10 protein-coding genes are annotated in these 12397 nt (G+C 73.2%); 2 read left to right on the forward strand and 8 right to left on the reverse strand.

Annotation, left to right across the window (positions count from 1 at the left end):
- Window positions 1-115: 115 nt before the first annotated feature.
- Window positions 116-598, forward strand: a complete 483-nt coding sequence (locus tag ABD973_RS05215; protein ID WP_125600887.1) for an Lrp/AsnC family transcriptional regulator — start codon at window positions 116-118, stop codon at window positions 596-598.
- 46 nt (window positions 599-644) lie between these two features.
- Here the strand turns inward: ABD973_RS05215 and ABD973_RS05220 are convergent, their stop codons facing one another.
- Window positions 645-3467, reverse strand: coding sequence for a hypothetical protein (locus ABD973_RS05220; protein WP_345498815.1), 2823 nt, complete (start codon window positions 3465-3467; stop codon window positions 645-647).
- 44 nt (window positions 3468-3511) lie between these two features.
- On the opposite strand from ABD973_RS05220, the gene ABD973_RS05225 reads away from it, so the two are divergent.
- The gene (locus ABD973_RS05225) at window positions 3512-4066 is read left to right on the forward strand and encodes a hypothetical protein (protein WP_345498817.1); all 555 of its coding nucleotides are present in this window, start codon (window positions 3512-3514) and stop codon (window positions 4064-4066) included.
- A 16-nt stretch (window positions 4067-4082) separates the two neighbouring features.
- Here ABD973_RS05225 and ABD973_RS05230 read toward each other — a convergent pair whose 3' ends face one another.
- Genes ABD973_RS05230 through ABD973_RS05260 form a run of 7 tightly spaced genes read right to left on the reverse strand, consistent with a single transcriptional unit; the run spans window position 4083 to window position 12389 of the window.
- Window positions 4083-4604, reverse strand: a complete 522-nt coding sequence (locus ABD973_RS05230) for a hypothetical protein (protein ID WP_206436592.1) — start codon at window positions 4602-4604, stop codon at window positions 4083-4085.
- On the reverse strand, window positions 4591-6300 hold the full coding sequence (locus tag ABD973_RS05235) for a type IV secretory system conjugative DNA transfer family protein (RefSeq protein WP_206436591.1): 1710 nt from the start codon (window positions 6298-6300) through the stop codon (window positions 4591-4593). Before ABD973_RS05235 ends, ABD973_RS05230 begins: the two co-directional genes overlap by 14 nt.
- Before the next feature lies 1 nt (window position 6301).
- Entirely contained in the window at window positions 6302-7855 is a 1554-nt protein-coding gene (locus ABD973_RS05240) for a type VI secretion protein (protein ID WP_125823082.1), read from the reverse strand.
- Window positions 7855-9381 carry an SCO6880 family protein gene (locus ABD973_RS05245; protein WP_125823081.1) on the reverse strand — a complete coding sequence of 509 codons (1527 nt, stop codon included), beginning with the start codon at window positions 9379-9381 and terminating at the stop codon, window positions 7855-7857. The genes ABD973_RS05240 and ABD973_RS05245 overlap by 1 nt, the downstream gene beginning before the upstream one ends.
- Window positions 9381-11303 carry a hypothetical protein gene (locus tag ABD973_RS05250; protein WP_125823080.1) on the reverse strand — a complete coding sequence of 641 codons (1923 nt, stop codon included), beginning with the start codon at window positions 11301-11303 and terminating at the stop codon, window positions 9381-9383. Before ABD973_RS05250 ends, ABD973_RS05245 begins: the two co-directional genes overlap by 1 nt.
- Window positions 11293-12093 carry a hypothetical protein gene (locus ABD973_RS05255; RefSeq protein ID WP_241253430.1) on the reverse strand — a complete coding sequence of 267 codons (801 nt, stop codon included), beginning with the start codon at window positions 12091-12093 and terminating at the stop codon, window positions 11293-11295. The genes ABD973_RS05250 and ABD973_RS05255 overlap by 11 nt, the downstream gene beginning before the upstream one ends.
- Window positions 12090-12389 (reverse strand): hypothetical protein, encoded by a 300-nt coding sequence (locus ABD973_RS05260; protein ID WP_125823079.1) that lies wholly within the window; start codon window positions 12387-12389, stop codon window positions 12090-12092. The genes ABD973_RS05255 and ABD973_RS05260 overlap by 4 nt, the downstream gene beginning before the upstream one ends.
- Window positions 12390-12397 lie beyond the last annotated feature (8 nt).

Genomic DNA, 12397 nt, shown 5'->3' on the forward strand with positions numbered 1-12397 from the left:
TGGCCGGGGCAGCCGATTGCCAGTTCTGCCGCTCGGACATACGTTTGGGGCAGGATCTGCCAAGAAACGGCGGAGAAGCCCCCCGGAACGCCCGGGAAAGCCCTCGGGAGCAGTCGTGGACGCGGTCGACCTGCAGATCATCCGGGAGTTGCAGGCCGACGGCCGGCTCTCCAACCAGGACCTGGCGGACCGGGTCCGCCTCTCGCCCTCCCCGTGCCTGCGGCGGGTCCGCCGGCTGGAGGAGGCGGGGCTGATCCGCGGCTACACGGCCGTCGTGGACCAGGTGTCCTTCGGGCTCCCGATCACCGTCTTCGTGCGCATCCGCCTGGAACGGCACACGGCGGAGGCGGTCGCCCTCTTCGAGGAGCACGTCGCGGTGATCGAGCACATCCAGGACTGCTACCTGATGGCGGGCAGCAGCGACTACCTGCTCCGGGTGGTCATCGAGGACCTGGAGGCGTACGAGTCCCTCGTGCGCCACCGCATCCACGCCATCCCCGGCATCGCGTCGATCGAGTCGAGCTTCGCGTACGGCAGCGTCAAACAGTCCCGCACCTACCCGCGCCCCACCCCGGGGCGCGGGGCGCGGAACCCCTGACCGCCGCGGCGGGACCGCAGGACGCGGGCGGGTCGCCGCCCGCCCGTCAGGTGGCCAGCCGGGGCGAGCGGGCCGCGGCGGGGGCGGGGGCCGCCACACGAGGTGCCGGGGCCGCGGCCCGCGCGGGCGGTGCGGCGTCCGGCTGGGTGGCCGACAGGCGCACCGCGTGGGTGCGGGCCGCCCGGGCCATGACGGTCAGCGCCTTCACGTCCTCGGGGGCGAAGCGGCCCGCGGCGACGGCTGCCGTGACCGCCGCACCGGCGCGCTCGGCCACGGCCCCGTAGGGAGCCGCCGCCCGGCCGGGGCCCTCGGGCAGGTCGTGCGGGGGGAGCTGCTGCCACGCCTCGCGCAGGCCGCGGATCCGGGGGTGGTCCGAACCGGCCAGCTCCCGGCCCATGTCGCTGCGGATCCAGGTCTGGAAGGCGCGGCTGACGCCCTCCCCCGCCTGCCGGGCGTCCTGCGCGGTGGCGTACGGGGCGGGCGCCGCCGGGCCGTCGTACCGCTGGGACGGGCCCTGCGGGCCGGGCTGCGGCGGGGTACGGCCCGGCAGCCCCTGGCCGCCGTCGCCCGGGGGACGCCGCGCCGCCCGGTGCCGGGCGAGCTGGGAGCCCTGGAGGGCCGTGGCCATGAAGCCGGCGGAGACGTTCCCGCTCTCCGGCGGGGCGACCTTGGCGTCGAACGCGGCCAGGCGCTTCGCGTCGTCGCCCCGGCTGTCGAAGACGTTGCCGGGGAGCATGCGGGACGCGGCCCCCGTCACGTCGACCGTGTGCCGCCTGCCCCGCGCCTCGAACTCCAGCCGGTAGCCGAGGTACTGGCGGTCGTCGTCGAAGACCAGCTCCCCCCGTACCTCCCCGCCGGCCGAGCGGACGGCGGACTCCACGGGGTCGAGGGCCTGCGGGAGGCGGGAGACGCGGCCGAGGCAGGCCACGTACGCGTCGCCCTCGATGCCGAGGGAGTTGCCGTCGCTGTCGAGGGCCTCCAGGCGGACGCGGCCGTCGGGGGCGGTCACCGTACCGACCGAGCCGAGGTAGCGGCCCCCGTACGTCACGAGGCGGCCGTCACCGCCGTACTCGGCGTCGTGTGCGCGGCGCAGAGCCGTGTACTGGGCGTCGTTGTGGAGGACGAAGGGCGCGTCCTTGCCGACCATGAACACCCGGGCCTCGGGGTCGGCCTGGAGGATGATCTCCGCGTTGGCGATGGCGGCGCCGCCGACGCCGGCGATCACCCAGTCCTTGGCGACGGCGGGGTCGTACTCGCCGTCGCCGACCTCGTCGCCCATGAGGACGCGGCCGGGGGCGAGCTCGGCGGCCCGTTCCCATGCGGCGGTGGCCCGGAGCGTCTCGGTCGCGCCCGGGACCTTCGCGTCCGACGAGGCACTCAGGACGGCCGATACCGGCGGATCGGCCAGCACCTCCAGAGCGGCCGCCGCGCGGCCCTCGCCGTCCGGGAGGGCGAGGAGCCTTGCGCGGGCCGCCTCGGCTTCGGGGGTGCCCGCCGCGGTGAGGGCCTCGGCGAGGACCGCCGTCGCCTCCCGTTCGGTCGGTATCCGGCGGTCGGCGCCGGGGATGATCTCGGGCGGGATGCCGGTGGCGATCAGGGGGGCGCCCTTGACCTCCACCTTCACGGGGTCGGAACCGTCGGCCGGGACGATCTCGGCGATCAGGCGGCCTTCGGCGCTGACGCCCAGCTCCGCCCGGCCGTCGACGAGCGGGCCGCGCGCGGCGGCGGTGTCCTCCCAGAGCTGGAGGGCCGGCAGCGGCACCCGTTCCTGCGGGCCGGCGAACTGGTACGGGTCGCCCATGCCGCTCTGGCGCAGGTGGCGGACCTGGTCGGCGGACTGGACGATCGCCGTGATGGGGTCCACGTGCCAGCGTCCGCGGGCGTCCACGAGCAGGGCGCCGGGGTCGCGGCCGGCGAGGGCGGCACCACCGCCGATCATGATCTCGAACTCCGGGTACCGGCCCTCGGGGAGGTCCGCCTGCCGGGCGCGCAGTTCGGCGAGGGTCCGGGCGCTGAGCTCGGTCCGCCGGCTCGCGGCCTCCGCGGCGGCCCGGCCCAGCTCCTCTCGCGGCACGGGCGTCCCGTCGGGGCGCAGGCCGGGCATGGGGTACGCGTCTGACAGGGCCACCGGCTGCGGGGCCCGGGCGCGGGCGGCGCGGGCGGCCGTCAGGGCCTGGGCATCGGCGGGGTCGAGCTGCTCCAGGGGGAGGGCGAGCGCGTCCAGGGCGGTGCGTGATTCCTCGGGCAGGTGCCAGTGGACGACGTTCAGGCGTACTTCCACCGCATACGCGTCGTCAGCGTGGTTCGGGTCGTCCTGAGGGGTCCACGTGCGCAGCCCGGACTCGTCGACCAGTGCGGAGAAGCGGTCTCGCGCCTCCCTGCGCTCCGCGACCGTGATGTCCGCGTCGTTCATCCTGCGGGTGAGGTACGCGAACTCGCCGACACGGCCCCGGTCGGCGTCGGACAGCTCAAGCTCCGCGGGCAGGGTCGCACCCGGGGCCAGCAAGTCGGCCATGGGCGCCGGTCCGCCGACGGCAGCGCGCTCCCGTACGGCGAGGAGCTCCCCCAGCTCGCGGGCCAGGACCTGTCCGGCCTGATCGGGACGGAGCGTATCGGCGAACTGGACGACGTACCGGTCGGCCGTGGTGTTGGTGAAGGTGCGGGCCGCCGTCTGCCGAGGCAGTTCCGCCGTGTCCAAGCGCAGCTCGACGGGATTTCCGGCCGGATCACCGAGCAGGAAGAACCGCCGGCCGTCCCGCTCGGTGAGGGTGCCGCCCCGCAACCGCGCGGAATAGAGGTCCCTCAGCACCTCGGGCAATGCCGCTTCGGCCGCGGCGAGCAGCCGCCCTTCGCCCGTGCTCAGGTCCACTGACGTCCCCCCACTTGACCTGCCCATTCCAGTAGGATCATGTCATGTTGATCACTCGTTCGGCGCAGGAATCGCACCTCTACATGGATCTCCATGCCTGCGTGTGCGGTGCGAATCGGTTCGACCGCGAGCACCATGTCGAGGACCGCGACGGCGTGCTGGTCAGCGTCTACGAAGGCGCCTGCTCCGAGTGCGGCCGTACCCGCGTGTTCGAGTTCGTCTTCGCCGACGACCGTCCTGTCGCTCCTCCGGCCTTCGGTGGTCCCGAGCCCTCGCAGATCATCGACCCGGGCGAGTTCCTCTGGGTGGCAAGGCGGTTGTCACTCGCATCCGCGCAGCAGCTGCTGAACACCCCGAACGCCGAGCACCGCGAGATCCGGCCGACCGTCGCATACGCGGCCGCCGCCCTCGAAGAGGTCGTCAAGTTCCTTCCCGAGGAAGCCGACCGGATCCCCGAGGAACGGTTCACATCCGAGCTGGGCCGGGAGATGTACGCGCAGGACCCGTCGCGGTTCAAGCGCGCCTTTCTCGTCTCCACGCTGGAGCGGGACCGGAAGATCCTCGCCGGCATCGACCGCGTCAGCCCTCCCCTGGGCTGAGCGGTCCCTCCCCCGGTCACAGCGGCGGGTCCGGCTCCGCCCGGCGGCGGGTGAGTTCGGCGGCCGCCGGGTGGGCCGCCGGGGCCGTGGCCGCGGCGGAGTGGGTCAGGTACTGCTCGAAGGCCTCCGCGGCGCCGGGGGGCGCCGGGACGAGCGGGGGCGGGTCCTGGTGGGTGCCGGTCGCGCAGGCCGGGAGTTTCAGGTGCGGGACGAAGGCGTGCAGGGTGTTGATCCAGTCGGCCTCGGCGAGCTCGCGCCCGGGCGGGTCCTCCCCCGCGTAGGTGCGCGTCCAGCCCGTGTAGAGGGCGGTGAGGTGCTCGACGACCGCCGGGTGGCGGTACCAGCAGTGCGTGAGGGTGTTGTGGAGCTCGTACGTGGTGCGCAGCCAGTCGGCCCACACGCCGAGTTCCCTCAGCCGGGCCCGCCGGCCGGCGGGGTCCATGGCCGCCCACACCCAGCGCTGCGGCTCTTGCGCCGGGGCGCAGGAGGGGACGGCCGGCCACAGGGCGGCCGGGTCGGACAGGTCAGGGTCGGTCAAGGCCGGCCGCCTTCTTCTCGGGCCCGGGCTTCGGTCCGGACAGGAGCCTCCTGAGGTCCTTGTCGCGGAACGTCAGCCGCATCCGCACTTTGACCGGCGGCAGGTTGGTGTACTGCGCGATCGCCGTGAAGTCGGGGAGCTGCTGGAGCGAGTGGACCGGCGCGAGGTCGGTCTCGGTGGTCTGGGTCGTGGTGGAGTGCTCGCCCCGGGAGCGGCCGTGGCTGGTCTTCACGACCTCGGTGCGCCCGTACAGGCCGGAGAAGTAGCGCAGGGTCTCCAGGTCGCCGCAGCCGGGCAGGAGCATGCGCAGGCCGCTGGCGGACAGGACGGTGTTGGCCTTCTGCGTTCCGAGGGATTCGCGGAGCTGGGACAGGTCGTGCCAGACGGTCAGCAGGGTGATGCCCATGCCCCGTCCGGTGGTGAGGATGTTGGGCAGGCGGGGGTAGCGGAGCATGTTGCCGGCCTCGTCGACGAGGATGCCGACGCCCGGGTCGATGGGCGTGCCCGTGGAGTTGTACAGGGCTTCCGCGGCGTGGATCGCTCCGGCGATCAGGGAGCTGATGAGCGGGGCGAAGCGGTCGGCGTCGGCCTCGGAGGCGATGACGCAGATGGTGCCCCGCTCGTCGAGCCACCGCTCGAAGGTGAAGTCGGAGCGGGCGCAGGTCTCCCGGACCTCCTCGTCGGCGAAGACCCTGGCCAGGACGTTGAGGCTGAACTGGATGGAGCCGATGCCGTCCTCGTGCAGGCGCAGCCAGGGGGAGGCGTAGTCGTCGGCGACGTCGGTGTGGCCGTGCGCGAGGAGCACGGCGCGGACGTGGTCGACCGCGTCCTTGCCGAGGGAGATCCAGCGGCGCATGTCGGCGAGGCCGCCGCCGGAGAGGCGGGCGGCGAGCAGGATGCCCTTCAGGACGCTCTTGGCCTGGTCGACCCAGGGGGCCGCCCGTTTGTCGTCGCCCGAGGAGGAGGCCTCGGCGAGCCAGGAGGCCATGCGGTCGGCGGCCTTGGCGTCGGTGCAGTACTCGACCGGAGACCAGTGGTCGCCGGCCCGGCCGGGGATGCCGGCCGGGGCGATGACCCAGACCGGCCCGACGGCGCGGCGGCGCGCGTGGATGACGTCCAGGTCGGCCGCCTTGGTGGTGGTCACCACCAGGGGACCGGCCCATTCGGCCGCGTTCGGCAGGACCAGGCCGGTGGTCTTCGAGGAGCCCGGTACGCCGAACACCGTCGCGGAGATGTTGGGCTGCGCGGCGACGATCTTGCCGGTGCGCAGGCCCCGTCCGGCGGTGATGCGGTTGACGCGCCGGGCGGGGGCGTCGGGGGCGGCCATCTTCCGCTCCGTCTTCGCTCCGCCCCACTGGGCGCCGCCCGTGCGCCCTCGGGAGGACAGCAGGGCGGCGGCCTTGACGGCGGCGACGCCCACGGCCAGGACGAGGAGGGCGGTCAGGGTGTAGAAGAGCCAGGAGGGCGGGGCCGGGTGGAAGACGGAGCCGGGGCCCTTGGCCAGGGCGTGGATCACCGTCTCGGGAACGGTTTCCCCGCTGCGGGCCCAGCCGCGCCCCGACAGCAGGGCGGCGAGCGGTCCGGCCAGCAGGACGGCCCCGCCCACCGTGACGACGAGGCCGGCCCCGTACGCGGCCAGCAGGGTGTTGTCGTCCACCGTCGCGGTCGCCGAGGACCGGGTGCCACGGTCGGCCACGTCAGATCACCATCCGTTCATCGGTCTCGAACAGGTGCTGCTCGGTGCGGGAGAGGATGAGCTGCACGGCATGGGAGCCGCCGCCCCGGCCGACCTTCCACAGGGCCCGGCCGCGCTGCGCCGCGCCCCAGGAGCCGATCAGGTCGCACTCGGCCGAGGTCAGCCCGATCGCCTCGCGCGTGAAGGCGAGGGGGCGGGTGTCCTGGGCGAGCTGGATGCGGGTCTCGCAGCTGGAGATCAGGTCGCGGGCGATGGCGACGGCCTCGGAGCCGGCGGCGCCGACCGACTCGAAGTCGGACAGGCGGTGGGTGGCGAGGACCTGGATCGTGCCGGTCGCGCGCGACAGGCGCAGGTCGGCGTCGATCTTCTTGACCATGGCGGCGCCTCCCGAGCGCATCTGCCGCCACAGCTCGTCACGGATGACGATCCGGGGGGCCTGGCCGGGCCGGTCGATCGCCGACTGGGCCCAGGAGGAGACGCAGGACAGGACCATGGCGACGGTCTCGTCGCCGTAGGGGGTCAGCGCGCTGATGTCGACGCTCTGGATGGGGGCGGCCCAGTCCAGGCCGAGGGAGGTCTCCTGGTCGAAGAGGCCGCCCAGGTGGCCCGTCACCATGATGCCGAGCGCCGAGCGGATGGAGGCCATGGACTCCCGGGCGCGCTGGACGTCCCCGTCCCGGATGCGCAGTTCACGGGCCATCAGGTCGGTGGGGTCGCGCAGTTTGTCGTAGACGAGGGGAAGGGTGGGCGTACGCAGCGACGTGGTTCCGGACAGCTCCCCCGTCAGGTCGCGCACGGCGACGTCGAGTGCTTCCTCCTCCTGCGGTTCGAGGGTGCGGCGTAGCTGGAGTTCCAGGAGGGCCTTGAGGAGGGTGAGGCGGCGGCGGTGGATCTCCGTCAGCCGGCCCTTGAGGACGGCGGGGTCCTTGATCCGGTCGAGGTCGGCGCCCAGCGGGCCCGCGTCGAGGGGGTTGAGGCGGCCGGGCAGGCCGGGGCCGAGCCGGACCGGCTCGACGCCGAGGTGCCGGCACATCGCCGCGTACTCGCCCTTCACGTCCCCCGCGATCAGCGCCTTGTGCCCGAAGGCCATCAGGCGGAAGGCGAGCGCCTTGACGTGGGCGCTCTTCCCGGAACCCGGGATGCCCGTGATCATCACGTTCGGGTTGGTGACCAGGCCCCGCTGAACCCAGACGGTGGGGTGTGCCGAGAACGCCGCCGTGGTCAGCACGTTGTGCCCGATGTACGCGCCCACCGCGGGCAGGCTCGCGGCGTGCAGGAACGGGAAGGCCCCGGCCGCGTTGACCGTGGTGGCCCGTACGACCTCGGCGCGCGGGAGCGAGGCCGAACGGCCCGCGAACGGCCCCTTCCAGCCCTTCTTCGGAGCGACCCGCATGACGGAGGCCGGGTCCTCCAGGAACCGGGCCTCGCGCAGCTCGCGGGCGCTGGGCCCCTCGGGGCGCCGGGCCGCGGGTACGGCTCCGATCCCGGCGGCCTCCCGCAGCCCGGTCTCGGCCAGCAGGGTGCCGTCGTCTGCCTTGCGGCGGAGCAGCGCCATCAGAACGCCCCCCGCCGGTCCGGCAGGCCCTGGCCCAGGGGCAGGGCCCCGGCCGCGAAGCCGACGTCCTGGGTGCCCCACATCCGGCGCAGCTCCAGGTTGGCGGCGCCCGCGTCGGCCTGGAGCTCCGCGCACGCGGTCTCCAGCTCGTCGGCGTCGGTGACGGTGACCGACAGGATCGCCGTCATCCGGACCACGCCCTCGCCGGCCGCGCGCTCCGCGTCCTGGCGGCGCGCGATCATCTCGGCGCGGCGCTCGTCCTCGCTCTCGTCCCGGCCGGTCTTGGCGCGGAGCTTGCGGGCCGCGTTGCGCTTGGTGGTCTCGCGGGCGAGTTCGCTGCGCGCCCGGCGGGGGCCCAGCGGTTCGTACACGAGGGACAGGCTGCGGCGGGCGTTGGCCCGGGGGCGCAGCAGCGGCTGGAGGAAGGTCGCGTAGACCTGCGACTGGGGCCAGCCGCGCACCTGGTAGGAAACCGTCCAGGCGCCGTCGTGCCGGTAGACGCCCATGCCGGTCTCGGCGTACGCAGGCCCGGCGAGCTCGACGTCGACGCCGGGCGCCGCGCCCTCCCATCCCGGATTGGCCGCGGCGGCCTTGCGGGTCGCGAGCATCACCTGGGCCTCGGGGTCGTAGGCGGTGCGTATCGTCTGGGCGACCCCGCGGGGGTCCAGCCACTCCTCGACCTGGAGGCTCGCGCTGGAGAGGGCCTGTCCCATCGCGTGCAGTTCGCGTACGAGGACGGCGGCCGCGCCCACCTGGCCGCCGCCGGCCCCCTTGATGGCGAGGCGCGCGCGGGAGGCGGACAGGGTCACCGACAGGTACGTCTCACGGGCGGACGCCGACGGGCCCGCGCCCTCCATCACCTCGGTGAGCGCGGTCACGGCGGCTTCCGGGGCGTCCGCGCTGATGTGCCGGGCCGTCCAGGACGCCAGCGCGGCGCCGTCGTCGGGCAGGACGCGCTGGTGCACGCTCAGGCGGGTGACGGGCGAGTCCTCCGTGCAGTACGTCCGCAGGAGCGCCGCCCATCCGGCGACGCGGGTGGCCTGCCGGTCGGTGTCGATGAGTGCCAGGCCCGGATAGGTCACCCGGGCGACGGCCGTGTACGTCGCGGCGACCGGGTCGTGGCTGATGCCGAGCCGGCCGCCGAGGCCGTCCGGGGCCTCCAGGATCCGCAGCCGGGCCAGGGTGCCCGGCAGGTCCATGGGCTGCTCGCCCGTTTCCTTGCTGCGCGGGGCCAGTGCCCCGCTGTGGAAGATGTTCCGTCGGGTTGCCACAGCGATCTGGTGCCTTACTGCGAGGAGGATCCATTCGTCGGCGGACAGGCCCATGACCCGGCCGAAGGCGAGGCCCACGAGGAGGAGACTGACCGGGACGCAGACCAGGGCCGCCGTCCAGCTCCCGAGGTTGAGGGGCAGGAGCAGCAGCAGGGCCGCGGTGGCGACGAGCGCGAACCCGGGCCCGGACATGTGCCCGAACCAGCCGGAACGCTCCGACTGCCAGCCCCCGTAGGTGGGGTGACTCTGCGCCATCAGTTCTCCTTACCGGGCGGCGGCGGGGCCATGGGCTCCGTGCCGTCGTACATCTGCGTGGGCTCGGCGGGGCTGATGCCGATGCCCTGCCGGGGCGGTGGAGGGGGCACCTCCACGAACGAGCCCACGGGCGGGGCTTCGGGTGCCTCGGCCTCCGCCGGGTCCGCCCGGTCCTCGCGGTCCTCGCGGGACCGGCGCTGGGCGACCACGCCGTGCCGGCCACCGGCGGCGCCGTGGCCGAGCCCGGCGTTGGCCGCGGTGTTGGCCATGCCCGACTCCAGCGCGTCCTTTCCGGCGGCCGCGAACTGGAGCCCGACGGTGGCGGCCGAGATCCCCCCGGCGAAGGCGCCCTTGACCGCCCCGCCCGCGGCGGCACCGCCGCCTTGGGGGGCACCGGCGTCCATCAGGGGGGCTTCCCGCTCCAGGGCCTTGGTGTAGCCGCTTCCGCCACCGACCGATCCGGCGCCGCCGGACTGCCCGCCGGAGCCCGAGACGGATGACGAGCCGATCGAGCTCATCAGCCCGGACATCATCGAGGCGCCTTCGCCGTTGGTGGTGAAGGTCAGGAACTTCGCCAGCACCGGCCAGCAGAAGCAGGCGCCGAGGAAGATCACGAGCCCGACGATCACGTTCTGGACGCCGGTGCTCTCTCCCATCGCGAAGAAGCCGATGGTGAAGAGGAGGACGATGACCGGCTTCATGAGGATCAGGCTGATCATCGCGTTGCGCGCCGAAGGCCACCAGTTCTTGGTGGAGTCCGTGATCTCACCGGTCAGCACGATCGGCATGGCGACGACCAGGATCATGATCCCGGCCTGCCGCATCAGGATCTCGATCCACAGCGCGCCGATCGCCACGATGGTGACGACGCCGATGACGATCACGACGCCGACGGCGGCGGGCGCCACGGCCTGGCCCGTGACCGCCATGGTCCCGGTCACCCCCGCGACCCCGCCACTGGTGGTGAGGGAGGCGAACATGGTTCCGAGCTGCTGCTTCATCGCCTCGGCGGCGCCGCCCTCCTTGCCGAAGGAGAACTCGACCATCCACTCGGAGAGTTCGTCCGCGACCATCAGGCCCTGCTGCGTGAAGAGCATGTAGACGCTGCTGACGACGCCCCACTTGAGCAGGCCGCCCAGGGCGGTGCCGGCCAGCTCCCCGCGTTGGGAAACGGCCGTCTTCCCGAACTGGATCAGCACCAGGAAGGCGGCGAGCATCGCGCTGACCGCCATGGTGATGCCGAGCGGTTTGCCGATTCCCGCCTGGGCGAGGTCGATGGTGGACGACTTGTTGAAGAGGTTCGCGAACTCCCCCAGGAGCCACACCACGCCTTCGCCGATGTAGCCGGCGGCCTCCTTCAGGGCGTCACTGGCGAGCTTGGAGATCTTCCCCGCGGCCCACTCCCCGAGGGTCGGCGTGAGCGGATACTCCGGCTCCCACTTGTTCAGGCAGACCTTGAAGATGCCGCCCTCGTTCACGCATTTCGTGAGGGCTTCGTTCAGCTTGGGGTAGTTCTCCAGCTTGTGCTTGTCCTTGGTGGCCTCCTGCCACTCCTTGAGCCGCTTGAGCTCGTACTCCTTCTTGCCCTCGTCGTCACAGTTGCGGGCGGCTGTTCCGTCCGCGCCCTCGCAGATGCCTATGTCGCGTCCGGGGATCTCCCCCTTCTTCGCGGTCCGGCAGAGCTCCTGGTCGCGGATCACGCTCTCGTAGCAGTAGTGGCCCTGCTTGTCGATGCCGATCGCCCCCGAGGCGTTCGCCTCGAAGTCTTTCGGAACCGGCTCGGGCGGCCCGACCTTGGCGTGGTACTCCTGCTTGTCCTCGGCCATGGCGGGCGCCGACGCGGTACCCAGCATGCAGAGCAGCGTGGCCACCAGGACCACGAGGGCCCGGACCAGCGGGTGCGACGAAGTCCTAACCCGCACGCTGCACCTGCCGCCACCCGTCGCGCCAGGCGTACGGGGATTCGGGGAAGTACGAGACCGGGTGGCTCGAGTTCTTCACGTAGCCGGGCTGGTTGGTGATGCGCCACATCCCGTTCTGCCAGCGCAGGACCACGCTGGTGAGCTCGCCCTTCAGAGGGTTGGTGTCCGGTTTTCCGTCAGGTCCGGTCGCGTAGCGGTCGTAGGTCATCCAGACCTCGATCACGTCGCCGTCCTTCTCGCCCTCCACCGGCAGCGCGTAGTAACGCACCGCCTGTACCGACGTGGTGAAGGAGATGGCGGACGGCGTGCCGCCGGAGGGCGGCAGGCCGGCCTGCTCACGCAGCTTGCGCACCTCGGACACCTGCTGGTCGACGTAGCCGGGCGCGTCCGGCGAGACAACGGCCTCCAGCTGCTGCCGGGCCTTCTGGTCGTCCAGCCAGGCGTACTCCTCCCACCAGTACACCGCCGCGCTCACCGCGTCGACCCCTGAGTGCCTGAAGCCCGTGGCCACGCCGTTGGCGTGCCCGGTCGGCTTGAAGAGCTTCAGCTTCGGGCCCGTCTCGGGTGTCTTCGACAGTTCCGCTCCGGACGCCGACGGCCCGGCCGAGGGGCCCTTCGCGGGCGCCCCCGGGGCCGGGGCACCCGCCTTCGGGGCGCCGGGGCCGCCGTCGTCGTCCAGCAGTACGGCGGCGCCGTAGCCGCCGCCGGCCAGGAGGACCGCCGCGGCCACCGCGAGCCCGGCCAGGGTCAGCTTGGCCCTGCGGGCCTTGCGGTCGCCGTCCGCGCTCACTTGTTGCCTATCAGGTTGTACGCCATGAGCACGAGCGCCGAAGTGGCTCCGATCCCGCCCGCGCCGATCAGCGACGCCAGGACGCCCGTCTTGCCGCGCGCGGCGAGCTGCGCGTTGGAGGAGTTGTGCCCGACGGCGATGGCCGCCCAGGACAGGAGACCGCCGAGGACGGCGACCGCCAGGCCGATGCCCGCCGCCCAGCCCAGGACCGTCGTCACGGCGTTGTTCAGTTCGTTGGGGACGGTGGGGGTGAACTTCGGGACGGCGTCGGCGAGGACGTGCGTGGTCATGCTCATGGGGAGAT

This window comes from Streptomyces racemochromogenes, assembly GCF_039535215.1.
Classification (GTDB): domain Bacteria; phylum Actinomycetota; class Actinomycetes; order Streptomycetales; family Streptomycetaceae; genus Streptomyces; species Streptomyces racemochromogenes.